The sequence below is a fragment of the Maribacter sp. ACAM166 genome (assembly GCF_005771495.1).
Taxonomy (GTDB): domain Bacteria; phylum Bacteroidota; class Bacteroidia; order Flavobacteriales; family Flavobacteriaceae; genus Maribacter.
On record NZ_VAUW01000036.1, the window covers coordinates 19,129 to 45,689 of the forward strand.

24 protein-coding genes are annotated in these 26,561 nt (G+C 35.7%); 7 read left to right on the forward strand and 17 right to left on the reverse strand.

Annotated elements, in window-relative coordinates; all coding sequences use genetic code 11:
* Positions 1–5: 5 nt before the first annotated feature.
* The 12 genes from pheS to ES765_RS17620 all read right to left on the reverse strand — a co-directional run bounded on the left by pheS (position 6) and on the right by ES765_RS17620 (position 13,476).
* The gene (gene pheS, locus ES765_RS17565) at positions 6–1,025 is read right to left on the reverse strand and encodes a phenylalanine--tRNA ligase subunit alpha (protein ID WP_138115656.1); all 1,020 of its coding nucleotides are present in this window, start codon (positions 1,023–1,025) and stop codon (positions 6–8) included.
* A gap of 71 nt (positions 1,026–1,096) precedes the next feature.
* Complete coding sequence (locus tag ES765_RS17570) at positions 1,097–2,971, reverse strand: SulP family inorganic anion transporter (RefSeq protein WP_138115657.1); 1,875 nt, start codon at positions 2,969–2,971, stop codon at positions 1,097–1,099.
* A gap of 112 nt (positions 2,972–3,083) precedes the next feature.
* Positions 3,084–3,716 carry a carbonic anhydrase family protein gene (locus ES765_RS17575; RefSeq protein WP_138115658.1) on the reverse strand — a complete coding sequence of 211 codons (633 nt, stop codon included), beginning with the start codon at positions 3,714–3,716 and terminating at the stop codon, positions 3,084–3,086.
* A 353-nt stretch (positions 3,717–4,069) separates the two neighbouring features.
* Positions 4,070–4,366 carry a hypothetical protein gene (locus ES765_RS17580; protein WP_138115659.1) on the reverse strand — a complete coding sequence of 99 codons (297 nt, stop codon included), beginning with the start codon at positions 4,364–4,366 and terminating at the stop codon, positions 4,070–4,072.
* A gap of 57 nt (positions 4,367–4,423) precedes the next feature.
* Positions 4,424–5,185 (reverse strand): tetratricopeptide repeat protein, encoded by a 762-nt coding sequence (locus ES765_RS17585; protein ID WP_138115660.1) that lies wholly within the window; start codon positions 5,183–5,185, stop codon positions 4,424–4,426.
* Positions 5,186–5,187: 2 nt separating this feature from the next.
* Positions 5,188–6,915 carry a BatD family protein gene (locus ES765_RS17590; RefSeq protein WP_138115661.1) on the reverse strand — a complete coding sequence of 576 codons (1,728 nt, stop codon included), beginning with the start codon at positions 6,913–6,915 and terminating at the stop codon, positions 5,188–5,190.
* Between the two features lie 56 nt (positions 6,916–6,971).
* Entirely contained in the window at positions 6,972–7,814 is an 843-nt protein-coding gene (locus ES765_RS17595; protein ID WP_138115662.1) for a tetratricopeptide repeat protein, read from the reverse strand.
* Positions 7,795–8,841: a VWA domain-containing protein gene (locus tag ES765_RS17600; protein WP_138115663.1), complete on the reverse strand. Its 1,047-nt coding sequence runs from the start codon at positions 8,839–8,841 to the stop codon at positions 7,795–7,797. The genes ES765_RS17595 and ES765_RS17600 overlap by 20 nt, the downstream gene beginning before the upstream one ends.
* Position 8,842: 1 nt before the next feature.
* Positions 8,843–9,841, reverse strand: coding sequence for a vWA domain-containing protein (locus tag ES765_RS17605; RefSeq protein WP_138115664.1), 999 nt, complete (start codon positions 9,839–9,841; stop codon positions 8,843–8,845).
* Positions 9,842–11,503 carry a hypothetical protein gene (locus tag ES765_RS17610; RefSeq protein ID WP_410504747.1) on the reverse strand — a complete coding sequence of 554 codons (1,662 nt, stop codon included), beginning with the start codon at positions 11,501–11,503 and terminating at the stop codon, positions 9,842–9,844.
* A 5-nt stretch (positions 11,504–11,508) separates the two neighbouring features.
* Positions 11,509–12,375 (reverse strand): DUF58 domain-containing protein, encoded by an 867-nt coding sequence (locus tag ES765_RS17615; RefSeq protein ID WP_138115666.1) that lies wholly within the window; start codon positions 12,373–12,375, stop codon positions 11,509–11,511.
* A gap of 99 nt (positions 12,376–12,474) precedes the next feature.
* Positions 12,475–13,476, reverse strand: a complete 1,002-nt coding sequence (locus ES765_RS17620; RefSeq protein ID WP_138115667.1) for an AAA family ATPase — start codon at positions 13,474–13,476, stop codon at positions 12,475–12,477.
* A 159-nt stretch (positions 13,477–13,635) separates the two neighbouring features.
* Between ES765_RS17620 and ES765_RS17625 the strand changes: the two genes are divergently transcribed.
* The 3 genes from ES765_RS17625 (at position 13,636) to ES765_RS17635 (ending at position 16,543) form a co-directional block, all read left to right on the forward strand.
* Positions 13,636–14,511, forward strand: a complete 876-nt coding sequence (locus ES765_RS17625) for an aldo/keto reductase family oxidoreductase (RefSeq protein WP_138115668.1) — start codon at positions 13,636–13,638, stop codon at positions 14,509–14,511.
* Between the two features lie 12 nt (positions 14,512–14,523).
* Positions 14,524–15,282, forward strand: coding sequence for an SDR family NAD(P)-dependent oxidoreductase (locus ES765_RS17630; protein WP_138115669.1), 759 nt, complete (start codon positions 14,524–14,526; stop codon positions 15,280–15,282).
* 124 nt (positions 15,283–15,406) lie between these two features.
* Entirely contained in the window at positions 15,407–16,543 is a 1,137-nt protein-coding gene (locus ES765_RS17635; RefSeq protein WP_138115670.1) for an ATP-binding protein, read from the forward strand.
* On the opposite strand, the gene ES765_RS17640 is transcribed toward ES765_RS17635, so the two are convergent.
* Together ES765_RS17640 and ES765_RS17645 are read right to left on the reverse strand one after the other, a co-directional pair.
* Positions 16,540–18,480: an alpha-amylase family protein gene (locus ES765_RS17640; RefSeq protein ID WP_138115671.1), complete on the reverse strand. Its 1,941-nt coding sequence runs from the start codon at positions 18,478–18,480 to the stop codon at positions 16,540–16,542. The two genes, ES765_RS17635 and ES765_RS17640, sit on opposite strands and share 4 nt — an antisense overlap.
* A gap of 2 nt (positions 18,481–18,482) precedes the next feature.
* Positions 18,483–19,427, reverse strand: coding sequence for a carbohydrate kinase family protein (locus tag ES765_RS17645; RefSeq protein ID WP_138115672.1), 945 nt, complete (start codon positions 19,425–19,427; stop codon positions 18,483–18,485).
* A 184-nt stretch (positions 19,428–19,611) separates the two neighbouring features.
* Between ES765_RS17645 and ES765_RS17650 the strand changes: the two genes are divergently transcribed.
* The 4 genes from ES765_RS17650 (at position 19,612) to ES765_RS17665 (ending at position 23,672) form a co-directional block, all read left to right on the forward strand.
* Positions 19,612–20,745, forward strand: coding sequence for an SPFH domain-containing protein (locus ES765_RS17650; RefSeq protein ID WP_138115673.1), 1,134 nt, complete (start codon positions 19,612–19,614; stop codon positions 20,743–20,745).
* Positions 20,746–20,795: 50 nt separating this feature from the next.
* Positions 20,796–21,878 (forward strand): DNA helicase PriA, encoded by a 1,083-nt coding sequence (locus ES765_RS17655; RefSeq protein WP_138115674.1) that lies wholly within the window; start codon positions 20,796–20,798, stop codon positions 21,876–21,878.
* The gene (locus ES765_RS17660) at positions 21,875–22,609 is read left to right on the forward strand and encodes a metallophosphoesterase family protein (protein WP_138115675.1); all 735 of its coding nucleotides are present in this window, start codon (positions 21,875–21,877) and stop codon (positions 22,607–22,609) included. Before ES765_RS17655 ends, ES765_RS17660 begins: the two co-directional genes overlap by 4 nt.
* Before the next feature lie 64 nt (positions 22,610–22,673).
* On the forward strand, positions 22,674–23,672 hold the full coding sequence (locus tag ES765_RS17665; RefSeq protein ID WP_138115676.1) for an acyl-ACP desaturase: 999 nt from the start codon (positions 22,674–22,676) through the stop codon (positions 23,670–23,672).
* Between the two features lie 51 nt (positions 23,673–23,723).
* Here the strand turns inward: ES765_RS17665 and ES765_RS17670 are convergent, their stop codons facing one another.
* The 3 genes from ES765_RS17670 to ES765_RS17680 form a co-directional block, all read right to left on the reverse strand.
* Positions 23,724–24,305 carry a hypothetical protein gene (locus tag ES765_RS17670; protein ID WP_138115677.1) on the reverse strand — a complete coding sequence of 194 codons (582 nt, stop codon included), beginning with the start codon at positions 24,303–24,305 and terminating at the stop codon, positions 23,724–23,726.
* Positions 24,306–24,382: 77 nt separating this feature from the next.
* Entirely contained in the window at positions 24,383–24,700 is a 318-nt protein-coding gene (locus ES765_RS17675; RefSeq protein WP_138115678.1) for a hypothetical protein, read from the reverse strand.
* A 92-nt stretch (positions 24,701–24,792) separates the two neighbouring features.
* Positions 24,793–25,155 carry a hypothetical protein gene (locus ES765_RS17680; protein ID WP_138115679.1) on the reverse strand — a complete coding sequence of 121 codons (363 nt, stop codon included), beginning with the start codon at positions 25,153–25,155 and terminating at the stop codon, positions 24,793–24,795.
* Positions 25,156–26,561 lie beyond the last annotated feature (1,406 nt).

Consider the following 26,561-nt stretch of genomic DNA (forward strand, 5'->3'; position numbering starts at 1 on the left):
GGGTTTTATAGAGCGCTTCTAAATTGTTCTAGAAAGCGTAAATCGTTTTCGCTTAACATTCGTATATCTGATATCTGATGCAGTAGTAGTGTGATACGATCTATACCCATGCCGAATGCAAAACCTGAGTAAACTTCAGGATCAATACCACAGTTTTTAAGTACATTAGGGTCAACCATACCACAACCCATAATTTCCAACCAACCTGTGCCTTTGGTCATTTTATAATCGGTTTCAGTCTCTAATCCCCAGTAAACATCAACTTCGGCACTAGGTTCCGTGAACGGAAAATAAGATGGTCTAAGCCGAATTTTAGATTTACCGAAAAGCTCAGTTGTAAAATATTGAAGCGTTTGTTTTAGATCTGCAAAAGAAACATCCTTGTCAATATATAGCCCTTCAACTTGATGAAAGAAACAATGAGATCTAGATGAAATTGCTTCATTTCTATACACCCTACCAGGTGATATGGTACGAATAGGTGGCTTATTATTTTCCATATAACGCACTTGTACCGATGAGGTATGGGTTCGCAAAAGGATATCTGGATCTGTCTGAACAAAAAAGGTGTCCTGCATGTCACGTGCCGGGTGATATTCTGGCAAGTTCAATGCGGTGAAATTATGCCAATCATCTTCTATTTCTGGACCTTCAGATACATTGAAGCCAATTCTTGAAAAGATATCAATGATTTTGTTCTTTACTATAGAAATAGGATGTCGAGCACCAAGTTCTATGGGGTTTCCTGGTCTGGTTAAATCCCCATAAACTTGTTCATCTGTATGTGCGCTTTCTAAAACCTCTTTTAAAGCTTCTACTTTTTTTGTTGCAGCTTGCTTTAGTTCATTAATGGTCTGACCAAATTCTTTTTTCTGCTCATTTGGAACATTCTTAAATTCAGCAAAGAAGTCATTCAAGATGCCTTTCTTTCCTAAATATTTAATTCTAAACGTTTCAACAGCTTCCATATTATGAGCTGTGAACGATGCTACTTCAGAGATTTGTTCCTTTATCTTATCAATCATGAATGGTGATTAAAGAAGCAAATTTAAAACTTTTAAAAGAGGTAGAATACGTTTTTATTGATTTTGATAGTCTAAGTGGATATGAATTTATCTTTTACATTTTCCTTTACCCAATTAAGACATTCTTTAAATGATTCAAAAATATGCTCTTCGGGTATCAAATCGGGTATTAGGCCAACACGTTCCATCATGTATCTAGGTTGATTAAGGACATTTACAAATAATACTTTGATACCCGCTTTTTTAAGACTGATTAACACATCTTCTAGTGTATATAGGCCAGATTGGTCCATGTATTGCATGCGGCCCATTCTAATTATTACAGTTGATGCGGTTCTTGGAATTTGATCTGCCATTTGTTGGAAATCACTTGTAGAACCGAAGAAAAGTGGGCCTTTCAAATGTTTTATAAAAACCTCTTCTTGCAAATTTTTAGGAAAATCTCCTTCATCTGGCCAATTTGCCTCCTTTTCTAAAGTTTTTACATCAGAACGTTCTGCAGTTAAATCCCCCATTTTCTTCATAAACATTAGGGATGCGATTACTAGCCCAACACCAACTGCATATACAAGGTTCCAAACAGAAGAAAGAACAAGAACAACTAACATGATAACAACTTCTGAACTAAATTTAATAGGACCTAAGCTCATATCTTTCGGTAAACTTGGTATTGCTTTTAAACCTTTATAATCCATAACACCAATACCTACGGTAACCAAGATACCCGCTAGCACAGCAGCAGGAATTTGTGATGCTACAGGGCCGAGTGCCAATAAAATTATCAACAACAGAATACCGGCAATCATACCAGATAGCTTAGTTTTTCCACCAGCATTGATATTAACAACAGTTCTTATTGTTGCACCTGCACCTGGGATACCACCAAAAATAGCGGCAATACTATTACCTATACCTTGCCCTACCAGTTCTTTGTTAGGCTTATGTTTAGTTTTGGTCATGTTATCGGCCACTACGGATGTCAACAGCGAATCAATTGCGCCAAGAAGGGCCAAAGTAAGTGCTGTAAAAATATAAGGAGTTACAGAACCGAGTTCAAACTCTGTGAAAATGCCAAGATTAGGTACGGGAAATCCACTAGGTATTTGTTCTATTGGTCTATAGTCAAGACCAAAACCGTATGCCACACCAGATACTGCTATTAATGCTACCAAGGCACTTGGTATCGTAGTGGTTATACGTTTGAATCCATATATAATTATAATTGTAGAGAGCGCAAGTACTAGTTCTAGCCAGTTGATATTTCTTAAAGCTCTTGGCATTATTTTTAAAGCGCCAAGTACACCTGAAGCATCTGATTTTGCCAATGTCTGTGCCTCTTTAAGCATATCGACCTCCGTAATTTTTTCAGCACGTGAAATGGTTTCTTTAAAGTTCTCCAAAACCAAAATTCCTTCACCAGCTTCTTCTTTTAATATATTATCTAAAATGATCTCTTCTGCCATGGGCTTGTACTTATTAACATAGTCCATGTCCTCTTTTGGATAATAACCAATTGAGGGTAGTATTTGGGTCACTAAAATGATTACACCAATTGCGGTCATAAAACCAGAAACCACTGGGTAGGGAATGTATCGAATGTATTTTCCAACTCCGATGAGGCCTAGTCCTATTTGCATTAGCCCTGCTAAAAGAAAAACGATTAAAATCGCTGGCAGTGCTTTTTCCATACTACCGTCATTAATGGCTACAATACCAGCAATAACAACCATACTAACTGCCGTCATTGGTGCCGTAGGCCCAGAAATCTGAGTGCTGGTTCCACCAAAAAGTGCAGCGAAAAAACTAATGAAAATTGCACCGTAAAGACCTGCGCTTGGGCCCATGCCCGAGCTTACGCCAAATGCTAGTGCCAGAGGCAATGCAACGATACCGGCAGTGATACCGCCAAATAAATCGCCTTTAAAATTTGAAAATAGTTTTTTCATAAGTAGAATATAATGTTTGTAAATTAAATTTAAATAGGATAATGTATAGGGCTTATTTTAAGAACATAAAAAGTAATAATTCAATACTTTGGTTTTTAAATGTAGATAGAAATTAATAGTTATAAAATTCTACCGCTCCAGTTGCGAGGTCATACATTGCCCCAACAATCATAATTTCACCCTTCTCTTCCATGTCCACTAAAACCCTGCTACGTTCTCTAATATTATCAATAGTTATTTCTACATTTTTCACAGCTACTCTATCAACAAATTCTAGATTTTTAGAGTTTCTAATACTCTCGTCCTTTGGCTCTTTGACTGCAGCTACTGCAGGCTCAATCTTATTTATCAACGCAGTAAGATTTCCTAATCGGGCATGATCACAAGCTCCTTTGATTGCACCACAACTAGTATGGCCTAAAACAACAACTAACTTGGTTCCAGCTAATTTGCAACCAAACTCCATACTACCAAGAATATCCTCATTCACAAAATTACCGGCTATTCGTATGCTAAAAACATCACCCAGACCTTGATCAAAAACTAATTCAGCAGAAACCCTTGAGTCTATGCAGCTTAAGATGGTCGCAAATGGAAACTGGCCTTCACTGGTATCATTTACTTGTTCTAAAAGATTTCGATTTGCCTTCAAATTATTCTGAAATCTTTCATTTCCTTCCTTTAAGAAGGCTAAAGATTTTTGTGGGGTTACGGTGGCTTGAGTTTCTTTAGTATGTGCTTTCATAGGGGTGTATTTTAATTCTAACTATTATTAGATATCCCGGTTTAAATTTTAGGGATAATTAGATGTAGTATACTACTGTAATTTCTGTTGGTAGTTAATGATGATTATTCAGTTTCTAGAATATCAAATGAATATAATTTAATTTAACTCGATAATTATCGTTTTTAGTCTTGGGCGTAAATAGCTAATGTTTTCATTAGACCCCGTTACCCTAAAAACTTCAGAACCTCTTGTAATTAACGCAATGATAACTAAAGAGATGTGCTTTTTAATTATTTAAACTACTTGATTCAAAGCTGTTTATGATTAAAAATATAAAGTATAAATTAATCAATGATGAAAAAATAAAAATACTAACAGAAAGGTTCTGGAGGTGGAGATAAAACTTCCAATGATAAATTAAAACAATCAATACTATGGACGTTACGTCTAATTGAGTTTTCGTAGATAGCAATCAAAGAGAAATCTAATAAATTTTCTTTGACAAACTTTTCTTCGGCCATCGATTTTTTCCCCGACTCTTGTTGTTCCTCTTCATTGAGGTTGGTAACGACTATAGGGTTGTCAACGTTACAAAGAGTAATTATGCTCGGCGCAGCTACTGCAAAAAGCCATAAAAGTAACAATGTAATGCGTGCGGTGTTTCTCATTTTCTCAAATCGAAGGCAAAGATAATGTTCCAACTTCGAAATTCTGTTAACAAATTTCTAAAAGTCCTTTAACAGTTTTAATTCACCTTTTAGAACCCAACCTGTTTTGCCGTCTGCTAGTCTGATTTTAACCCAGTTGTTTAGCTCATCCAACACGTTGACTTTAGTGCCGGCATGTAATACAAATACCTCTTGACTTGATTCGTTTGGCTCAGATTTTATAAAACTCTCTTCAGCAAATATTATGGCAGGTTGAGTTGCATTGAAATCTCTTTGCTGAATGAAGCCGAAAATAATGGCGATAACACATAATAATAATGCAATTAGGCTACCAATAAAAGCCCATCGTTTTCTAGCAGAATAGCTGGAATAGTAAAAAAGAATGTATAATAAAACAAAAACAGACATTGCCCCGATGGCAAGATATGCCCATTGGTCAAATGTTAATTTATCCGTTACATTTTTATATAATTTGGAAATACCTGTTTCAGGTATCGTGTCTATTGCATCTAAAGTCATGTTTTGGGCATAACTAAGATTTGTTTTAATTTCTTCATCGTTAGGAGATAGAAGTAAAGCTTTCTCGTAAAAATAAATACTCTCGGCAATTTGGTTGAGTTTATAATATGAGTTTCCTAAGTTGTAATATACAGCTGTTGAGTGCTCCCCATTATCTAGAATAGTGATATATAAACTGATAGCCTTTTCATACTCACCCGTATTATAGTCGGTAGTAGCCTGTTCGAACAATTTGTTGTTCTGTGCACTACAAAGTAAAACGGTAAAAAGGCTAATAAATATAGCTAGCTTTTTGAACATGCTCATAATTGTTTATCCATTAGAGAAATAACCTCACTTGCCTTTTCATAATCGGCTTGCATTTGCACATCTGAAAATGGGCTATACCTGGCAGCTTCACAATTCTCTAATAATGCTGTAAAACTTTGTATCGTATTTGTTTCTATTGATTTTTTACCTAGTAGTTCAACAATTTTATCCTTACTGAATTCTGAGGTTTCTAGTTTTAATTTTGCTTTTAAGTAATTGTGCAATGCTCTATCTAATGCTACATAAAAAGAATCTTTATTGCCTAATTCTTTTTTAGCGGCAGAAAGATATTTTCGTGCTAATTTATTCGCCCTCCTAACTTTATTTCCTACGATATCTCCTGCTTTGGCTTCTTTCTTTTTTCTAAATGCTATGGCCAAAGGAATCAATAAAAGGGGGGAAAGCAACCAGATGTAAAAATTTGTTGAACCAAAAAAGTAGGATACGGTTGTGCTCGAAAGGTTAGGTGTTAATTTTATGAAATTAAATTTAGTTCCACTTGAAATAACAGATTGTTTTGCGTTGTTCGGGTCAGTCGCCGAATTATTTGAGGCACTTAAGGGCCCTTCTAAGACATTGACAACAATCTCATCTGATGTTAAGGTGATGTATTTTGCGGTGGTAGGATTGAAAAAGCTAAATATTAATGGAGCAATAGGATATTTTCCCTTAAATGCAGGGACTACAGTATATTGATTACTTACTTTGCCTTGCATTCCTGCTAAAGTAGTTCTAACCCCTTCGGTAAATTCTGGTTCATACACTTCTAAAGCACTTGGCAATACGAGTTCAGGTAACTTGAATAGCTTAAGGTTTCCTTTTCCATTTACTTCTACAGTTGCTTGTAAAGATTCCGTTGCATTTAAGCTTGTCTTACTGGTCGTAACTGAAAAATAAAAGTCGCCAACGGCACCGTTAAAATTGGCAGGTTGGTCTGCTAACGGTAATGATTTTACATTAATAGTTCTATTACCTGCTGATACTGTTTTATTTGTCTGTGCATAGATGCGTCCACCAAAAAAATCACGTCTTCCTGTTGGTACATCAACCGTAACATCAAGAGACAATGGTTCGATATCTAATTTCCCTGATTTTTGTGGATAGAGCACCACACGTTTTAAAATGACATAACGATATGGTTTTCCTTTATATGTACCATTTTGAGCACTTAAGCTTGATACTTTAATATCTTGACTCCAGAAATTATTATAGGTAGGATTGTCTAATGGTTGGTAATTGGATACACTAATATTCGGACTCACATAGAGCTTATAGATTACTGTAATTGCTTCGTTCAAGAAGGGATTCGTTTTCCAAATTTCAGCAACTAAATGAAGATTTTCATCGGCTACATCGTCTGCTGTCATCTGATCGCTAGGTTTGTCAACAGCGGTAGTAACTTCAACTTCTTTTGTTAGTGATTTATACGTTACCCCACCAATAACTATTGATGCCTGTTTCATCGTGAACTTTCCTTTTGCAGTTGGCGCAAGCGTATATGAATAGGATTTCGAATAACTTCTCACCCCATTTATCCATGAAGAACTAATGGACTGGGAAGGCCCCATGACCACCCTAAACCCATTAAAATCTGGCGGATTAAAGTTATCACCATCACGATTCATTACAAAATCTACCCTTAATCGTTCATTCAGGCCAAGCTTAGGTTTGCTCAACTTCATTTCAAAAGTGATGGCACTATTGTTTTGTGCCATCATCATAAGAGATGATAGAAAAATCGTTAGTAATAACGTTAATCTACTTATGGTCCTTAAGCCTACCAATCCTTTTCGTTTTTAATCTTAACACCTTTTACCTTTTTAGCATCTATTTTATCTTGAACTTTTTTCTCTGCATTTTGCATTGCTCTTAATAAGTTTTCAACCTGTTGTTTTGAGAGTTCATTAGGTCTAGGTTGTGGCTGCTCTTGTTGGTTATCTCCTGATTCCGGTTTTTGTTTTTTATCTCCTTCACCGTCTTTTTTCTCTTCATTCTTGTCGCCTTCATCACCCTTGTCACCCTCATCGCCTTTATCTTTCTTATCCTCGTTATCCTCTTCGTCTTTTTTATCTTTGTCTTTATTTTCGTCCTTGTTCTCTTTGTCTTTATCCTTGTCGTCTTCATTTTGCTTTTTATCTTCTTCGTCTTTTTTGAGAAGTTCTTTGGCAAGTGCGAGATTGTATCTGGTTTCTTCGTCGCCTGGGTCATTACGTAAAGCTTCTTTGTAACCTTCAACCGCTTTGGCGTAATCTTTACGTTTCATAAAAACATTACCCATATTATGATAGGCTTTATGCTTTTCTTCTTTTGAAGTTGATGCCTCACCAGCCTCTTTAAACCGTCCAAAGGCTTCATTATAGGTTTCGTTGGCATAATAAGCATTACCTAAGTTGTAAGGTGCTACGCTATTATCCGGACTTTTTGAAATTGCTTTTCTATAATCAACCTCAGCAGCAACGAAGTTATCTTCAGATAATGCTTTATTACCATCCCATGTGAGGTTGGTCGAAGATCTTAATGCCTTTTCTTTTTCTTGCTCGTCAACTTCTTGGGCATAAGAAGTGAGGGATACAAAAACCAATAAAATTACTATGCCTATTTTATTCATGTCTTTTTTCATTGAACAAATTAAGTTTCTTTAACCAGCTGGTTTTACGGTCCAATATAAATATATCTAAAAAGAGAAGCAATAGTGCTGCCCCAATAAACCATTGAAACTGATTTTTATATTCTGCGAATTGTTTGGCCTCAAATTCCTTTTTATCCATTTTCAACAATTCATCTTTAATAAATTCTACGGCAGTATCTGTGTTTGAACCATCAATATACTGGCCGTTTCCTTCATTTGCAATATCAATAAGAACAGCCTCGTTTAATTTTGTAATTACGGTCTCTCCTTGATTATTCTTTTTTAAACTCTCTAAAATTCCATTTCTTTTGATAGGAATTGGAACGCCTTTTGGCTTGCCTACACCAATGGTGTAAATTGTAATACCCTCATCAACGGCATTTTCAACGGCATCTAACGTTGAACCTTCAGAATGGTCTTCACCGTCAGAAATAATGAACAAAACACGATTGGTCTGTTCAGCATCGTCATAATAGGTGCTGGCCAGTTCAATTGCTTGATCGATTGCAGTACCTTGAGAAGTCAGCATATCGGTATTCATACTCTGTAAGAACATTTTCGCAGCACCGTAATCTGTTGTAATTGGCAACTGTGGATAAGCTTGACCTGCATATGCTATGATACCTATTCGGTCACTTGCCAATTGATTTATAATTTCAGAAACCAATCTTTTTGCTTTTTCCAATCGGTTAGGGGCAATATCCTCCGCCAACATACTTTTAGATACATCTACTGCAAACACGATATCTACACCTTCTCGTTTTATCGTTTCTAATTTCGTTCCAATCTTAGGGTTCACTAAGCCTAAAATCAATAAGGCTAATGCAAGAATAAACACAATTAGCTTCAAAGCTCCTTTATTATAGGAGCGATTAGGCGTCAACCGTTTTAAAAGTTCGGTATTTGCAAATTTCTTTTGGGTTCTTTTTTTCCAGACCAATCCCAATAAGAACAGCACCAAAATCACCGGAATGATAATGAGCAAGTAGAAATATATTTTTTCGTCTAACTGTACCATATTATACAAAACTTCTAAATAGTGTGTTTCTTAAAATCCATTCTAATATTAGGAGTGCTCCGGCCAATAAAATCCATGGTCTAAACTTCTCTTCATAGCGGTAATATTTGAATTCCTCTACTTCAGTTTTTTCTAATTTATTTATTTCGTCATAGATTTCTTCCAGTGACTCATTATCGGTGGCCCTAAAATATCTACCACCTGTTGCTTTTGCTATATCCTTTAAAAGTTCCTCGTCAATCTCAACTTGTCGCATACCATACCTAAAAGATCCATCAGCGTTATAGGCAATAGGGGATAGGGCATTACCATTCGTTCCCAACCCAATGGTATATGTTTTAATACCAAATTCGATAGCTAGATTCGAAGCGGTTTGAGGTTCGATGAACCCTGAATTGTTAACACCATCCGTCAATAATATTATGATTTTACTTTTTGCAGTACTTTCTTTTAATCGGTTTACCGATGTTGCTAATCCCATACCTATAGCTGTACCATCTTCCAATTGTCCGTAAGTTATTTCTGCAAGGGCATTTAGAACAATTGATTTGTCGGTCGTAATAGGTGTTTTGGTATAGCCTTCACCTGCATATACCACTAACCCAATACGGTCATTAGGCCTTTTTTCAATAAAATTTGCAGCGACCTCTTTAAGGGCCGCTAACCGGTTAGGTTTTAAATCTCGCGCCAGCATACTAGAAGACACATCAATGGCCATGACTATATCAATACCCTTAGTTGTTTTAGTACGTGTAGAAATATCTTCTGTTTGTGGTCTTGCCATTGCAACGATTATGGCACCTAAAGCCAGCAATCTCAACAGAAAAAGCCCGGGCTTTAATTTTGGTAAAATACCAGTATGACTAAATCCTTTTATGCTTGAAATTCGCAGCGATGCAATTTGCTCTTTTTGCTTAAATATATACCATACAATAGCCAATGGCAATAGTAGGAAGAGCCAAAAGAAATCTGGATTTGCGAATGATATATTCTTTAACATTTAAACTTCTGTTTTAACTTCTACCGATGCCAAAATTCGGTCTACTATTTCTTGGGCATAGTTGTCATCTTCCACCCAAGTAAGGATGACGTATTGCTGAAATCCTTTGCCACCAAAAAGCAGTACGGTGTATTTCCCATCTATCAATTCTTTTGATCCGGGCATTACAAACTCACCACTACCAAATACTTTCATACCCTTTACTCCGCTAATTGTGGAAAATTCCTCTTGCTTTGTTATAATATTTTTTGCGCCTTGGCCTTCAAAATTAGATAATATTTGCTCTATTGTTTTATCAAAATCAGGTTCAACATCTTGTTGGTTCAGTGTGATAGATGTAGCGCCAACGGTAAAAAGACCAATAGGACTTGTATATCCAAATGCCTGTATGTCTGCTATAGCTGCCTTTGCCTCTGGCGGCAGCTTTACTTCCTGGCGCACCATCACTTGGGGCGTTTCTAGTTGGATTGGAGGAAAACCGTAACTGCTACGAACCCATTCACCCTCTAACAATTCTTTCGTTGGATGGCCAAAAACAGTATCTTTTAAATAACCGAAACCGAGTTTTAAACCTGCGATTGTTGTGCCAATTAATATAATGGCAACCAGAGACGCTATACCGATTACTATCTTTTTCTTTTTCTGTTTACGCTCAATCTCCTCTTGATATTCGGCTTGTTCAAGCAATTCATCTTCCGTAGGTTCAGGAAGTGCATCATGTGTTTTTACCACAATTTGTTCAACTAGTTTTCTGTCTTGCTCCGCAATTAAGGTTGATGGTTTGTTCTTTGCGAATTTCACTAAATCTGCAGTCTGTAGAATTTGTTGAAATTGCTTTATCGTGTCATCATCTAGTCTTAACTCGCCGGCATCCTTTAAAAGTTCTAATTTTTCAATTAGCTGACCTGTTGTGCTCTCTAGCGCAGTAACATGTACATCTTCTTCTAAATAAGAACGTACAATAGCCGTTAGCTCAGAGTAGTATTGTTTGTACTCATCTTGAATTAAATATTTGGAGTTTTCCAAACGTTTTAATTCCAACAGAGCTCTATCATAAGGGGGTAAAAGCGCTACTTTTTCTTCTTCGGTTAATGCTTTTTTGCGTAATACGAACCAATAGAAAAGTCCGCCAAGCACAAGAAGAACCAATATACCGATTAGTAAATACTTCCAAAATTCGGTAGTGCTTTTCTCAACGTTGATAAGCGGCTTAATATCATACATCTTTTGATTTAATGTATCCACAGGAATAGTTGCCACATTAATTAACATCGAATCGGTCATAAATCCTGTGCCGTTAATTTCAATTCGTTGTGCCGGTAATTTATAGGCACCTGAATCGAACTGGGTAAGTGCGTATATTTTTTGTAACGTTAATCGGTCTTTTTTTCTTGTAGTATCCGTAGCAAAAGCTTCCACAGTTTCTAATGGAGAAAAAGTTTGTCCCTCGGGGAAAATCACCTGTGCGGTTGTATCAACTTCAACAGTAACAGTCCACTTTATTTGTTGGCCAATCTTTATATAGGTTGTATCTACCGTTGAGTTGAACGTAGGACTTTCTTGTGCAGAAAGTTGAATAATACAAAAAAGGAATACGAATAAAGGCATGTTCCGTTTTATCAACGAAAAGCCCTTTTTGAATATTCTAATATCATTTATCATTCGTCTCAACCTCTTCGTTTAAAATATCCCAATAGTTTTTTTACATAACTTTCGTCAACCCTGCAATCTAAGGTTCCACACCCAGCTTTTGTAAACGATTCTTTAAAATATGCAATACGTTCCCTGTTAAATTCTGTATAAGCGTTACGCACTTTTTTTGATTGGGTATTCACTAATTGTATTCTACCTGTTTCAATATCTTCTAACTGTACCATGCCCAAATTAGGTATTGATTCTTCACGCTCATCATAAACCCGTATACCTGTTAAATCATGCTTATTGCCCGTTATTTTCAACGTTTTTTCATAATCGTCTCCAATAAAATCAGACAGTACGAAAACGATGGCTTTCTTTTTCATTACGCTGCTCATGAACTTCAACGCCTGTGCAATATCTGTTTTGTTACTTTTTGGCTTGAATTCCAGCAATTCTCGAATAATACGTAAAGCGTGGGTTTTACCTTTTTTTGGAGGTATGTAGAGTTCTATTTGATCAGAGAATAATGTGAGACCTACCTTATCATTATTCTGAAGTGCGCTAAAAGCTAAAGTAGCAGTTATTTCAGTAATAATTTCATTCTTAAACTGATTCGTGGTACCAAATAATTCTGACCCACTAATGTCTACCATTAGCATCATGGTGAGTTCTCGTTCTTCCTCAAAAACCTTTATATAAGGTTCATTGTAACGAGCTGTTACATTCCAATCAATATTTCTAACATCGTCACCAAATTGATACTGCCGTACTTCGCTAAAGGTCATTCCCCTACCTTTAAAGGTAGAGTGGTATTCCCCACCAAATATATGGTCAGAAAGACGTCTCGTCTTTATCTCTATTTTTCGTACTTTTTTGAGTAGCTCTTTGGTATCCATTTATACAGTGGGCAGTTTTCAGTAGTAGCAGTAGGCAGTCGCTATTATAGTAGTTTTATAAGAAATACTACCAACCGCAACTGTCAAAAGCCTAGTCGACTAAGGTACTTCTATCTCGTTTACGATTTTATTGATAATATCTACTGAAGTAATATTCTCGGCTTCGGCCTCATAAGTTATACCAATTCTATGTCTCAATACATCGTGCACAATAGCACGAACATCTTCTGGCACAACATACCCTCTTTTTTTAATAAAAGCATAACACTTAGCAGCAATACCAAGGTTAATACTACCCCTTGGCGAAGCACCAAAACTTATTAATGGTTTTAAGCTCTCTAAATTATATTTTTCAGGATATCTAGAAGCAAATACAATGTCAAGAATATATTTTTCTATTTTCTCGTCCATGTATACTTCACGAACAGCTTTTTGAGCGCTTAATATCTGTTCTATGGATACCACAGCATTTACTGTTTCATAATTCCCCAGTAAATTTTGACGCATAATCAATTGTTCCTCATTTATTTTAGGATAATCAATTACGGTTTTAAGCATAAAACGGTCTACCTGAGCTTCAGGAAGTGGGTATGTACCTTCTTGTTCAATAGGGTTTTGAGTCGCCATAACTAAAAAAGGCTTGTCCAAAATAAAAGTTTCGTCACCAATAGTAACTTGCTTTTCTTGCATCGCTTCTAAAAGAGCGGACTGCACTTTGGCGGGAGCACGATTTATTTCATCAGCTAACACAAAATTAGCGAAGATAGGACCCTTTTTGATTGAAAAATCATTCACTTTCATGTTATAGATCATGGTTCCTACAACGTCGGCGGGTAATAAATCTGGCGTAAACTGTATTCTACTAAAACTTCCTTTAACCGCTTTCGAAAGGGTGTTAATAGCCAATGTTTTTGCTAGTCCTGGTACACCTTCCAATAAAATATGCCCTTGTCCTAAGAGACCGATTAATAATCGTTCGACCATATATTTCTGACCTACGATTACCTTATTCATTTCAAGCATCAATAAATCGATAAAAGCACTTTCTCGAGCTATTTTCTCATTTACAGCACTAATGTCAACTGAGGTATTTTCTTCCATTTAAAACTTTATATAATTGGTTACTAGCCTTCTGAATTTTAACAGTCATGCAAATTGAAAATTTATTCACTCAGTAGCTGTTAATGATAGGTTAAAAAAAGTGAAAACCCCTTATTTTTATGAAGCCTTTAAGGGATTTCTTTTTAATTTCATCAACCTATGAACAACTCATCAACTTATTCAAGAATTATTGCGGGGACTATGACTTGGGGTAATTGGGGAAAACAACTTTCCACAAACGAAATGGTTTCCTTAATGGAGCACTGTTTAGATAGTGAAATCACCACTTTTGATCATGCAGATATTTATGGAGATTATACCAATGAAGCACAATTTGGAAAGGCATTTTTAAAAAGTTCAATTTCTAGGGAAAGCATACAAATGATTAGCAAATGTGGTATTCAGTTCAATGCAAAGGAAAGAGCAAATAGGGTTAAACATTATGATTATAACAAAGACTATATCATTAAGTCGGTTGAAAGGTCTTTGAAATTATTACAAACCGAATATTTTGACATGCTTTTGCTGCACAGACCTAGCCCGTTAATGAATCCGGTTGAAATAGCCGAGGCTATACATCAATTAAAAAAACAAGGGAAGATCAAGCAATTTGGCGTTTCAAACTTTACACCTTCCCAGGTACAGCTTATTGAAAAGGGAATACCCGTTGAAGCAAACCAAATAGAATATTCTCTTTCCTCTAATGAGGTGATGAACGATGGCACATTAGACGATTGTATCACACACAATCGAGTAGCCATGTCATGGAGTCCTTTAGGCGATTATTTTAAGATAGAATCTGAAGCAACGAAGAGAATTAAAAAAGTATTAGTCGAATTAGGTAAAAAATATGATGCGACCGAAGACCAATTATTATTGGCATGGATATTAAAACATCCGTCTAAAATACATCCGGTGGTGGGTACCGCTACTCCAAATAGGCTAAAATTGGCTGTGGAAGCAGAGCAAATTGAGATGGATCTACAAGATTGGTTCATTTTACTGGAAGCCAACGAAGGAAAGGAAGTTGCATAAAATAAAAATATAATGAAAAAAACAGCATTTATTACAGGAGCAACGAGCGGAATTGGTAAGTCTACGGCTATACTTTTCGCACTAAAAGGCATCAATTTGGTATTGTGCGGAAGACGTCAAGAACGATTGGATGCTCTCAAGAAGGAATTAGGTAAAGAAGTACAAGTTTTTACGTTGAATTTTGATATTCGGAATAAAGAATCCGTAAAAGAAGCAATAGCATCACTACCTAAAGAGTTCTCGCAAATTGATATTTTAATTAACAATGCCGGGAATGCTCATGGCTTAGACACAATACAAGACGGGAGTATTGAGGATTGGGATGCGATGTTGGATATTAATGTGAAGGGTCTGCTTTATGTTTCTAAAAATTTGATACCTCAAATGATTGAGCGAAAAGCTGGTCATATCATACATATAGGGTCAACCGCTGGTAAGGAAGTTTACCCAAAAGGGAATGTCTATTGTGCGAGTAAACATGCAGTAGATGCCATAAACCAAGGAATGCGAATGGATTTGAATCCTTATGGGATACGCGTTGGAGCCGTAAACCCTGGATTGGTCGAAACCGAATTCAGTTCCGTTCGTTTTAAGGGAGACGAAGATCGTGCAGAAAATGTGTATAAAGGTTTTCAACCATTAAAACCAGAAGATATAGCAGAAATCATCCACTTTGTAGTAACCAGACCTTATCATGTTAATATAGCAGATTTAACGGTTATGCCTACTGCTCAGGCTTCTTCAACTATTGTAAAAAAAGCTAAATTTTAATTGACAGTTGCCAGAATAGACATGTCAGTTTGTAAATAGTAGTACGTAAACCATACAAAGTAATTAGTAGTAAGTAGTATTATTGTTTTCGAACAATTAACAATTAATGAAATTCCTTTACACCATGATTAACAAACGCTTATTGGTAAAAAACTTGCTCGCCCATAACGACGAGAATAGTTTTTACGATAAAAAGCGTTTTATTTCTATTGGGGAGAAAGAGGGTAAGGGTAAGTTTTTAAAGCATGTTTGCGCATTGGCAAATAGTAATCCTACAAGTAATTCATTTATTGTTATTGGAGTCGAGGATGAGAATAACGAAATCGTCGGAGTAGATTTTTTTGATGACAGTAAGATTCAGAATTTAGTCAATGCCTATTTAGATAATCCACCCCTTATTTCGTACGAAAATATTCCTTTTCCCCATTTGCCTGATGGAAAAGTTGTGGGGCTGGTAACCATAAAATCAATTGGTAAAGTGTGCTCATTGCGAAAGAGTATTTGGAAATATTATGGAGGTTCTGTTTTTTTTAGGGAAGGCAGTATCAGTTTGCCAAAAGCGTACGATATTGAGTTAAAAGACATAAATGCTGAGGCAGTAGCTACCATAGAACAACATGCAAAAAATAATATTGAGCTTACTTTAGATGGGGTTATCGATTTTTTAAACCATCGGCACAAAGATTTAGAAAGTGACTACAAGGTGTTTAAAGAGCAATTTGTGGTCTGTTGGGCTGGTAATAAAAAGGTAGTCAACGGCGAAACGTATTACCATAGAGTAGATATCGAATTGATTAATGAACAGGTAAAATTGTTTTATTCAAATTTAGATGAGGTCAAAATTAGTATTGATGATGATTCTTTCACTACAATAGAGTTTGTACAGTTAGGTCTTGGCTCTAAACAAAAGTATTATCCGCTAGAGAAAGTGGTTATCAATTTTAGTGAAAATGGCACTTATCAAATCAATAGTGATTTGCTTTTCAATCCTCCAAAATACAATCAAAAAAAGCTAGAAGAAATATACACAAACAACAATGCTTTGGTGGTAAAAGCCAACAGTAGTATAGTTTTAACACTAGCCGAAGTTAAAAGCCTGAAATACTTGGCAGACACCTACCTTATTTGTTACTTAAACGGCTTCGAAGAAGCTAAAGAAGAAATGGAAAATGCTCGAAATCTGTTGAAACCTAAATATCCTGAAATTAATGCCTCGCTAAAAGAGGCGCTTCGGGTGCTAAGGAAAGTGAAATATAATTAGTTATTCATAAGCCACAATTGTTGAAATGGTTTTAAAGGCAACTCATTGTGGATTAGTTCGAAAGATTCACCGGTTAGTAAATCGATTGAATTTTCACCGGCATGAATACCAAGAGAGAGTAGCCAACCAATATCTAAAGTTTCTGTAATCTCATTAAAGTTAGACAATATCCAAATGTTTTTATTACCGTTACTTCGTTGATAGACGAAAATATGAGGGTTGGGGCAACCATATATTTTTACATCATTTAAATCTTCAAATACAGTATGCTCTTTTCTAATACCAATCATTTTCTTTAAGCTCTGATGGATAATGGCCGAAGGGCTATCTTTAGCTTTACTCAAGGTAGCGACAACATTCCAGTTTTGCATAGGTCGATTTACCCACCTGTTATCATTAACATGGTCTTCGTTCTGCTCGTATGTATAATCGTTCAAAGTGCCGATTTCATCACCAGCGTAAATCATCGGTATACCACCATAGGATAAAATAATACCGTGCATCATTATTATTTTTGCAATGGCATAATCAATGATGTTCTTATTCTTTTGTTCCAATGCAGTTTCTAATCCTAATAATGAGGCTGCGCTACCGGTAATTCTACCGTCTCCGTTTTTAGGATTGTACATGAACATGAGTCCTTTGGCGGGGGACCATTCTAATTTACCTGTGTAATAACTTAGTATAAATTGTTTGTGCGCATGAGGGTCCCAACCCATAGACCGAACAAAATCATCATCATAACCAAGGCCGATATCATCATGGCAACGTATATAGTTGATCCATGTAGTATCATTTGGTTTGCTTGGAATTTCGGTCAAGCTTTTAAGCATTAGAGAGGCATTTTTAGTAGCAATAGAGTTCCATAATAACGCCATAAGTGATGCATTATAGGCTACTTCACATTCATTGCCTTCAAACATGTTCTCTCCAAAATATTTGATAATATTTCTGGGCGCAACAATGGCTTCTGCCAAAAGAATGACACCAGGTGCAATAACCTGTAAGCACATTCTAAATAAAGAAATAAGTGTATGGGCTTCGGGTAAATTCTGTGATATTGTTCCTAATTTTTTCCAAAGAAATGCCAAAGCATCAAAACGAATAACGTCTACTCCTAAGTTGGCTAAGGACATTAAGTTTCCCATCATTTCAATGAAGACTTCTGGATTCTTATAATTTAAATCCCATTGATAGGTATTGAAACAGGTCATTACCCATTTTTCCATTTCCTCGTTATAGGTAAAATTTCCGGGTGCGGATTGCGGGAAGATTTCTGGAAGGGATTTCTCAAATTCATCCGGTATGTGACGATTAGAGTAGGTGTAGTAATAATCTTGGTATTTTGTATTTCCTGCCTTTGCTTTATTTGCCCATTCAAATTCGTCGGATGTATGGTTGACCACAAAATCCAACATTAAGAACATATCTTTCTTTCGAGCTTCTTTTGTGAACGTTAGAAAGTCTTCTTTCGTACCATATTTACTGTCGATTTCATGATAGCTGTTTACTGCATAACCACCATCACTTTCACCAGAAGGTCTCGTAGTAATAGGCATGAGATGTAGAAAATTGATTCCAAAGTCTTCAAAATAAGATAACTTCTCTTTAAGGCCATTAATATCAGTGTTAAAACGATCAACATACAATTGCATGCCCACCATTTTCTCACTTTGGTACCAGTTCCCTTTTGTTAAGCGGTCAATATCCTGCTTTTTCAATGCAGTAGGACGCTCTTTAAAAAGTAGTTCTAATTTATCCAATAGCTTAAAAAACGTGGTCTCGTGCTTGGATTCTTGGTATAATGAAAAAAACTGCGTTTTAATTAGGGAAATATTGGTCGATAACCTTTGGTCGAATAACGTTTTATATTGGGGTGCACCTTTTTTCTTTAGACTTTTGGAGGCCAAGTAGCGGTGTAATTCGGCTTGGTTCATTATTAAGAATCTAATTGTTGTAAGGTGGGTAATGATTCAATAGCGCCGAAATTTGTGGTGGTTATGGCACCAGCTTTGTTGGCTCTGGTTACCATGCTTGTAAGAATACTTTCATCTTCCAATAATTCATCGATACTTGAGTGATTGGCAATTTGTTGTAATAAACAGCCAATGAAAGCATCTCCTGCACCTGTGGTATCTTTAGGAGTTACTTTAATGCTTGGAATTTTTTTTTGGAATTTTTTGGTACTGAGCCAAGTTCCTTCGCTACCAAGTGTGATCACTATAATTTCAGCACCCATTTCATGAAGTACTTTACAGGCTTCTTTCACATCATCTTTTCCTGAAAGTAGTTGCGCTTCTTCTAAACTGAATTTACATAAATGTGACTTTCCTATAAAGGTTTCACATTTACGTTTAAAAGCAGCTATTTTATCTTCCCATAAATCAACTCTGTAATTAGGGTCGAAACTTATGAAAGCGTTTTTTGTAAGTCCGTCAAATAAATACCTGCTATATGCTTCTTCTAGAGACCCGCCTAATAAGGCTGTTGCAGCTCCAAAATGTAAGATATTGTTCTTGAAATTAGATTTATTGGATGAATCATAAACTAGTTCTCTATCTGCACCTCGACTAAAAACAAAGTCTCGTTCTCCATCCTCATCCAAAGAAACAAATGCCAATGTTGTAAACGTATCCGATTTTTGTACCAACGAAATATCTACCTTTTCATTTTCAAGAATGCGCAATAGAAAAGTACCGAAAGGATCATTTCCTACACAGCCAATGAAAATACTGTCCCCTCCTAATTTGCTAATCGCACAAGAAACGTTTGCAGGTGCACCACCCGCTTTTTTAGAGAATTCTTTTGCCTTTGATAAATCATTGCCTTGGTTTTCAGCAATAAAATCGATTAACAATTCTCCAATACAAAATATCTTTTTCATAATTCTAAATGGAAATATAGAGTTATAAAGTTAATTAGAATTAATAGCTTCTTCCTAAATATCCTTAAGGAATCATTAAATTTTGAAGATATAGATATTTATTTGTTCAATTAAAACCCTTCATATTTTGGGTCTATTCATGAATTCCATAACTTGAATGGCGTACAGAAAAATTAATCTAACCATGAGCATATTTGACGAAATTAAAAAGAAACTAAGCCACGAGTTTATTGATATAATTGAATGGCTCGATACAAATAATGAAACTATTGTTCATCGTTTTGAACGTTACCAGAATGAAATAAAGAATAATGCTCAACTTATTGTTCGTGAAGGGCAAACAGCGGTGTTTATAAATGAAGGGCAATTGGCCGATGTTTTTAAACCAGGTACTTACACTTTAAACACCAAAAATTTACCCATTCTAACAACCTTAAAGAATTGGAAATATGGATTTGATAGCCCGTTTAAAGCAGAGGTCTATTTTGTAAATACGCGCCTATTTACAGATGAGAAATGGGGAACCAAAAATCCGTTTATACTAAGCGATAAACGGTTTGGATTGGTTGAAATACGTGCCTTTGGTACGTATAGTTTTAGAATATCCGATTCAGGAAAATTTATTGTAAATGTGGTAGGTACAGATGGTAATTTCACTAATTATGAAGTCAACGAACATTTAAAAAGTTTGATTGTGACTCGTTTTACTGATACGGTAGGTGAGGCCAATTTACCTATAGAACTCTACGCAGCAAATACCAGTGAACTTTCAGAAACGTGCCAAGATGTGATGCAGCCCGAATTTAATAGAGTAGGTATTGAGTTGGAAAAATTCTACATCGAAAATGTGTCGATGCCCGAAGAGTTGAAAAAAGAGATTTTTGAATACAGCAGACTTGATAAATTAGACATGGCCAAATTAGCTCAGTTTAAGGCGGCGAAGGCAATGGAATTGGCGGCCAAAAATGAAGGAGGTACTGCTGGTGCAGGCATGGGTATGGGTATGGGTTTTGTTTTGGCGCAACAAATGGGGGGTCTAATGGGTCAGCCAGGTGCTCAACCTTTTGGTAGCCAAGCGGCACAACCTCAAACTCCACCACCAGTTCCTGTTCAGGTAGGTTATTTTTATGCGGTAGGCAATCAACAAACGGGTCCGGTTTCTTTTGAGAAATTAAAAGAACTGTTTGCTAGTAGATCGATAAATAGAGATGCTCTAATATGGAAGCAAGGTATGACCGAGTGGGCTGCCTTAAAAGAAATAGAGGAGCTTAAGTCTTTCTTGGGAGGTAACACGCCGCCACCGTTGCCAACAACTTAATTATATACTAAAAGCAGAAGATCATCCTTTTAATCTAAGGGACACTATCAATGGGCGATATTCAAAAATCGGAATATAAAAAGGCGTGTGCCAATTGCGGAGCCGAGTTGAAGTTTAAACCGGGTTCACATCAATTAACCTGTGAGTATTGTGGTTATGAGGAATTTATTGAGCAATCTAAAAGTAGTTTTGAGGAGCTTGAATTGGCACATTATTTAAAAATTGTTGGCGAGAATGCCTATACGGAAACCATTGAGCTATTACATTGTAAAAATTGCGGTGCCAACCAGCACGTTGAGGAAAAGTACAAATCGCTGAATTGTGTTTATTGTAGTGAGCCCTTAATTCGTGAAGAAATTGAAAAAGAAGGTTGGATTTTGCCTGGGGCCTTGGTGCCATTTCAATTGGACTTAAAAAAGGCACAAGCTATTTTTAAGGATTGGGTCGGTAAATTGTGGTTTGCACCGAACAACTTAAAGAGAGCCGCTTTAGACCCAGAAGGATTGCGTGGTTTGTATTTACCTTATTGGACTTTTGACGCAAATCTATATGCGTCATATCAAGGACAGCGTGGTGATTTTTTTTACGAAACCCAGACCTATAATAGTGATAAAGGGAAACGTACAAGACAAGTTCGAAAAACAAAATGGACGTCTGCTTCGGGGAATATTGACGGTTTTTTAGATGATATTCTGATTAATGCATCAGAGAAAAAGCAAAGAAAAATACCGACTAAGATTGCATTTTGGAACCTCAAGGACCTTGTGGTCTTTAATTCGAAATATTTGTCTGGTTTTGTAACAGAAAAATATATGGTTTCATTGAAAGAAGGCCATCATAAATCGTTTCAGGAAGCTAAATACATTGCCTACAATTGGATTCGGAGAGATATAGGCGGTGATACCCAAAAAATAGCAAATGCAGATATTAAATTATCCGATGAAACTTTTAAACACATTTTGCTCCCTATTTATCTTAGTTCATACTATTTTGATGGCAAAGAATTCAATTTTTTCATAAATGGACAAACAGGTGTTTTAAGTGGTAATAGACCTTATTCATTCTGGAAAATATTCTTTTTAGTGCTTTTTATTCTTGTGGTCATAGCAGTATTTGCGATTTTTGCTAAATGAGTTTAAAAAGAACGCTGGTCATTGGTGATATCCACTCCGGATTAAAGGCTTTAAAACAAGTAATTCAAAAAGCAACTATTACAGAGAACGACACCCTGGTTTTTTTAGGGGATTATATTGATGGATGGAGTGAAGCAGTTGAAACCATAAACTATCTTTTAGAGTTAAAGGAACGCTACATCTGTATTTTTCTTCGAGGTAATCATGACGAGTTGTGCTATGAATGGTTAAAAGGGGAGAGTGATAACCCAACGTGGTACATGCATGGTGGGGAAGCTACTGTAAATTCTTATGCGAAGGTTACCGAGCATACCAAACAAATTCATATTCTGTTTTATGAAGCATTGGAAAATTATTATTTGGACTCAGAAAATAGATTATTCCTACATGCCGGTTTTACAAATTTAAAGGGAATAGAATTTGAGTACTTCAAGAAGACTTTGTACTGGGACCGTACGTTGTGGGAATTGGCACTTTCGTTACATAAGGATATGGAGGAGGAACATATATACTACCCAAAAAGGCTCAAAAATTACGAAGAGATTTTTATTGGACATACTCCAGTAACCAGAATTGGTAAAACCACGCCTCAAAATGCAGCGAATGTTTGGAATATAGATACCGGTGCAGCATTTAAAGGTCCTTTGACAATATTAGATATAGTCACCAAAGAATATTGGCAAAGTGAGCCGGTTCATACGTTTTATCCCAATGAAAAGGGCAGAAACTGAGAAAACCATTAACTTTACGTAAAAAGGGATTGTTTTATTAACGAACTTTGATAAAAATTATACTATGCCGATTAAGAATATACGATTAGAAGTGATGGAGGCACTAGAGCCACAGGTTGAAGGATTCATGGATTCTTTCCTTATAAAACCGGAGGAAATATGGCAGCCATCAGATTTTTTACCTAATTCTGAAGAAGACACTTTTTTACAGGAAGTAAAAGAATTACGAGAAGAGTCTAAAGATTTGGGTTATGATTTTTGGGTGACCATGGTTGCCGATACGATAACAGAAGAAGCTTTACCTACATATGAATCTTGGTTGATGGACGTGGTAGGTATAGACCAACATGGTGATCACAAAACCAATGGTTGGGCTAAGTGGGTTCGAGCATGGACAGCAGAAGAGAATAGACATGGTGATGTATTGAATAAGTACCTGTACTTATCTGGAAGGGTAAATATGAAAGAGGTTGAATTGACTACGCAACATTTAATATCTGATGGGTTTGACATAGGTACGGATCGTGATCCTTATAAAAACTTTGTTTATACTTCCTTTCAAGAATTAGCTACCAACATTTCGCACAAACGTGTGGGTCAAATGGCTAAGAAAAAGGGGAATGTCTTATTAGGTAAAATGTGTACTATAATTGCCGGAGATGAAATGAGACATCACTTGGCGTATAGAGAATTTGTGAAGACCATTTTTGGAGAAGATCCTTCTGGAATGATGATTGCCTTTGCTGAAATGATGAAGAAAAAAATTATAATGCCAGCTCATTTTTTAAGGGAGTCTGGTGGAACCATAGGTTCAGCTTTTGAAAATTTCTCTAATTGCGCACAACGTCTGGGCGTCTATACAGCACAGGATTATGTCGAAATATTGAGAAAATTGAATGTCTATTGGGAATTGGAAGGGACGCGTTCATTGAACGAAGAAGCAGAAAAGGCCCGTGACTATCTAATTAAATTACCTTCAAGATTAGAAAGAATTGCAGAACGTATGAAATTTCCAGAAGATCAATACCACTTTAAGTGGGTTGAAGCAAATGGAACATTGTAAACTAAAAAATCCCGATCATTATTGATAGGGATTTTTTTTGAAACACGTATGTTATAATTTGCCGTGTTTGTGTTCTTCTTGCCATCTGGCTAAATCATTCCATTTACCCTCGTAACACATCTTAGACTGCATTGGCCATGATGCAGGGTCATGAATTTTATATCTTTTCCCACCAGTGTCCAATACTTTTTGACAATCCGCTACACTAGCTTCAGAAAGTGCTTTCCATGTTTTTATGTCATGTTCTTTGAACATACCTTCAATTTTTGGTCCGATGCCTTCTACCACTTTTAAATCATTATGCTTAATGGTTTTTCCATATTCTGCTTTGGCTGCAGATGCATCGAAAGCAATTGCACTAGTAGCGGTACTAGCTGCAAATGATGCTGTAGATGTATCTGAATTTAAATTTTCCGAACTTTTTTCCGTTTTAGGGGCTAGAACAGCTTTCTTATTACAGACATCTAAAGCTGCTTGTAGTTTGCTATTGGAAGTCTTAAGTTTTAGTATCTCAGTAGAATTATCTTCAACAGTTGTTGAGCCTTTGCCAATGAGGTAGCCCAATATACCGCAGATGATTCCAACTAAAGCTGGTATTAACCAGCACCAAATATTCAAATTTTCAAAATTCATGGTTTATTTATTTAAGTGATTAGTGTATTTATTAATTTAAAGTGATGACTGCACATCAGTTTTTATCTCTGCCTTCTTCAGTAAGTAATATGCAGCAAATTGGCTCGATCAATTTCAAGCCTCATATACATGCTAGTCTTGCTGGAAGCATTTGAATGAAATACTACTTTCGACGTTGAACCTTTAATCTTTTCAAATTGCTTAGAAATAGTAGCTACTTTTTGGCGTTGTGCGGCATCTAAATTTATAGATGCTTGATTCGAATTGAAATAAAGGGTCAATGGGTTGGTGTTTATTTTGTCATATAATACTCCAAGATTATTCTTTGTAGTCTCTGATTTATTATCAATATAAAAAGAAGGAGGGTCCCCATACGCTTCATCTATAGTAATCATATCATCCATAAGTTGTCTCCTAATATTTATTTGGGCTATTGAAATTCATTTTGATGCCAACTCATTTTTTATGGTATTATTCCTAGCAAGATTTAAATAAGGAAAGGCAGAATTGTTTTATTCTTTAATGGTATAAATCTCGTAACACTAAGAATATGCTTCTTATTACTACCTGAATTGGTTTGTAATTCTGAAACGCCCTGTATCAATTCGGCGCTTATAGGTAGCAAAAATTCGTTCGAAGGGATATTGAAATTATAATTTGTAGTGTAGTTGTATTCTTCTCCTTGAATGAAAATGAGAGAAGCAGTAGCTTTAGGCTCTACAATAATTAACTTTTCTGCAGGGGGTTCCGTAGTTGTTTTAGCGCATTCACTGCAACAAGTTATGTAAAAGTACGTACTGGCTACAATGGTAATCAACATCAATAATAAATTGGTGGTTGTTTTTGTCATTGTAACTTAGATTTAGTGTTTAAAGTACAATGTATTAAAAAAAATCTTAAAAATGTTAAATTATTATAACGTAATTAGCTTACAGTCAATCATTAGGTAGATTTCCATATATACTTAAATGTGGACAATCTATACAAGCAGAGCGTTTAGAAGTGAAAAATATAGATTTAGACACTACTTTAAGTTGCATATTTACTCTTATATTTTAAAGGTGTATTTCTCCCCTCAAAGTTTGGGCATTGAGTATACATTTAAAATTTTTGAGTTAGTTGGTTAAAAAATCTTGTCCTCGTTAAAGTCGACAGGATTTTTTTATGCCTTTATCCTCATTTTTATTTTTTAGATAAACATATAATTCGGTGTGTTTTGTCGGGCTAATTAGCACATAATAAATTACTAGGATTTCCTGTTAATCATATGGGGATAGAACAATTCACCCTGTGGTAAAATGCTATGATACTAAGTACATGGTTCTTGTTAATTGTTGGTATAGTTTAGATGGTACGTGCAGATTGAGTTATGCTTATGTTGTTTTGAAGGCAATCAACTTTGAACGAGTAGGATTTTTGTGGTTAAATAAATTTGAAAGTGGCTCAATGTACGCCATACGTGTGACTACTAATTGACCTTCACTTTGAATGATTCTTATTGGCTAGGTTAGAGTAATCACACTATGTAAGTCTGTCTTTATAATAGCTGTAAGCGATGATGTGCGGAATATAGATCTCAAGCAGTAGGTTGATATGGTGATAAAACATGGCAAACAATATCAAGAAAACTGTAGTTTATTATTAATAGGAGATATTTAGTCTCATTTGCTAAAGAGGAGAGGTGTAATACTATTTCTAATGAAATCTAGTGTTTTTCGCAATATGCGAATTAATTAGACAGAATAGTAGTCAGTCTTCGTACGCCATTTTAAGTATTGTAATCTACAGTTTTACAATGATTAGTGTGTTTATTGTTTCAATAATGTGTCATGGTGTAAGTAATACCTTTTAATAACAGAGGTTAATAAATCCTAACGATATCAATCTATATATTATTTAATTGTTTGAGCATACACTCCTGTTGCATTAATTACTCTTTAGAAAGTAATAGGATGACTTATCGTTTTTGATTTTCGGAAATTGATAATTTATGCAACATCATAGTAGAATTAAACTTCTTATAATTAGTAAGTTATAGTGTAGTGTAGGTATTATTTTTAATCTATAAAGTAATACCTACTAATCAGTTTGTTTGTACTGGCTAGTGCAGTTGATTTTTTTATTTCAATTTTTTTCTTAAAAAAGTTGTCGGGTTAAGAAACAGTTGTATATTTGCAGCCGCTTAGGGAAACACCTAAGGGAAACAGAGGTCTAAAAGTCGAGAGATGGAAGTCCTTTTATAGAAGTTCATTGAAA

What these genes read in the sequence shown, in the direction of transcription:
- ES765_RS17595 (WP_138115662.1), bottom strand. Translation starts at nt 7,814, where the DNA reads ATGAAAAAAGACATGAATAAAATAGGCATAGTAATTTTATTGGTTTTT.
- ES765_RS17580 (WP_138115659.1), bottom strand. Translation starts at nt 4,366, where the DNA reads ATGAGAAACACCGCACGCATTACATTGTTACTTTTATGGCTTTTTGCA.
- pheS (WP_138115656.1), bottom strand. Translation starts at nt 1,025, where the DNA reads ATGATTGATAAGATAAAGGAACAAATCTCTGAAGTAGCATCGTTCACA.
- ES765_RS17615 (WP_138115666.1), bottom strand. Translation starts at nt 12,375, where the DNA reads ATGGATACCAAAGAGCTACTCAAAAAAGTACGAAAAATAGAGATAAAG.
- ES765_RS17620 (WP_138115667.1), bottom strand. Translation starts at nt 13,476, where the DNA reads ATGGAAGAAAATACCTCAGTTGACATTAGTGCTGTAAATGAGAAAATA.
- ES765_RS17645 (WP_138115672.1), bottom strand. Translation starts at nt 19,427, where the DNA reads ATGAAAAAGATATTTTGTATTGGAGAATTGTTAATCGATTTTATTGCT.
- ES765_RS17635 (WP_138115670.1), top strand. Translation starts at nt 15,407, where the DNA reads ATGATTAACAAACGCTTATTGGTAAAAAACTTGCTCGCCCATAACGAC.
- ES765_RS17575 (WP_138115658.1), bottom strand. Translation starts at nt 3,716, where the DNA reads ATGAAAGCACATACTAAAGAAACTCAAGCCACCGTAACCCCACAAAAA.
- ES765_RS17570 (WP_138115657.1), bottom strand. Translation starts at nt 2,971, where the DNA reads ATGAAAAAACTATTTTCAAATTTTAAAGGCGATTTATTTGGCGGTATC.
- ES765_RS17630 (WP_138115669.1), top strand. Translation starts at nt 14,524, where the DNA reads ATGAAAAAAACAGCATTTATTACAGGAGCAACGAGCGGAATTGGTAAG.
- ES765_RS17670 (WP_138115677.1), bottom strand. Translation starts at nt 24,305, where the DNA reads ATGAATTTTGAAAATTTGAATATTTGGTGCTGGTTAATACCAGCTTTA.
- ES765_RS17665 (WP_138115676.1), top strand. Translation starts at nt 22,674, where the DNA reads ATGCCGATTAAGAATATACGATTAGAAGTGATGGAGGCACTAGAGCCA.
- ES765_RS17655 (WP_138115674.1), top strand. Translation starts at nt 20,796, where the DNA reads ATGGGCGATATTCAAAAATCGGAATATAAAAAGGCGTGTGCCAATTGC.
- ES765_RS17600 (WP_138115663.1), bottom strand. Translation starts at nt 8,841, where the DNA reads ATGGTACAGTTAGACGAAAAAATATATTTCTACTTGCTCATTATCATT.
- ES765_RS17585 (WP_138115660.1), bottom strand. Translation starts at nt 5,185, where the DNA reads ATGTTCAAAAAGCTAGCTATATTTATTAGCCTTTTTACCGTTTTACTT.
- ES765_RS17625 (WP_138115668.1), top strand. Translation starts at nt 13,636, where the DNA reads ATGAACAACTCATCAACTTATTCAAGAATTATTGCGGGGACTATGACT.
- ES765_RS17640 (WP_138115671.1), bottom strand. Translation starts at nt 18,480, where the DNA reads ATGAACCAAGCCGAATTACACCGCTACTTGGCCTCCAAAAGTCTAAAG.
- ES765_RS17675 (WP_138115678.1), bottom strand. Translation starts at nt 24,700, where the DNA reads ATGATTACTATAGATGAAGCGTATGGGGACCCTCCTTCTTTTTATATT.
- ES765_RS17660 (WP_138115675.1), top strand. Translation starts at nt 21,875, where the DNA reads ATGAGTTTAAAAAGAACGCTGGTCATTGGTGATATCCACTCCGGATTA.
- ES765_RS17610 (WP_410504747.1), bottom strand. Translation starts at nt 11,503, where the DNA reads ATGATAAATGATATTAGAATATTCAAAAAGGGCTTTTCGTTGATAAAA.
- ES765_RS17605 (WP_138115664.1), bottom strand. Translation starts at nt 9,841, where the DNA reads ATGTTAAAGAATATATCATTCGCAAATCCAGATTTCTTTTGGCTCTTC.
- ES765_RS17650 (WP_138115673.1), top strand. Translation starts at nt 19,612, where the DNA reads ATGAGCATATTTGACGAAATTAAAAAGAAACTAAGCCACGAGTTTATT.
- ES765_RS17680 (WP_138115679.1), bottom strand. Translation starts at nt 25,155, where the DNA reads ATGACAAAAACAACCACCAATTTATTATTGATGTTGATTACCATTGTA.
- ES765_RS17590 (WP_138115661.1), bottom strand. Translation starts at nt 6,915, where the DNA reads ATGATGATGGCACAAAACAATAGTGCCATCACTTTTGAAATGAAGTTG.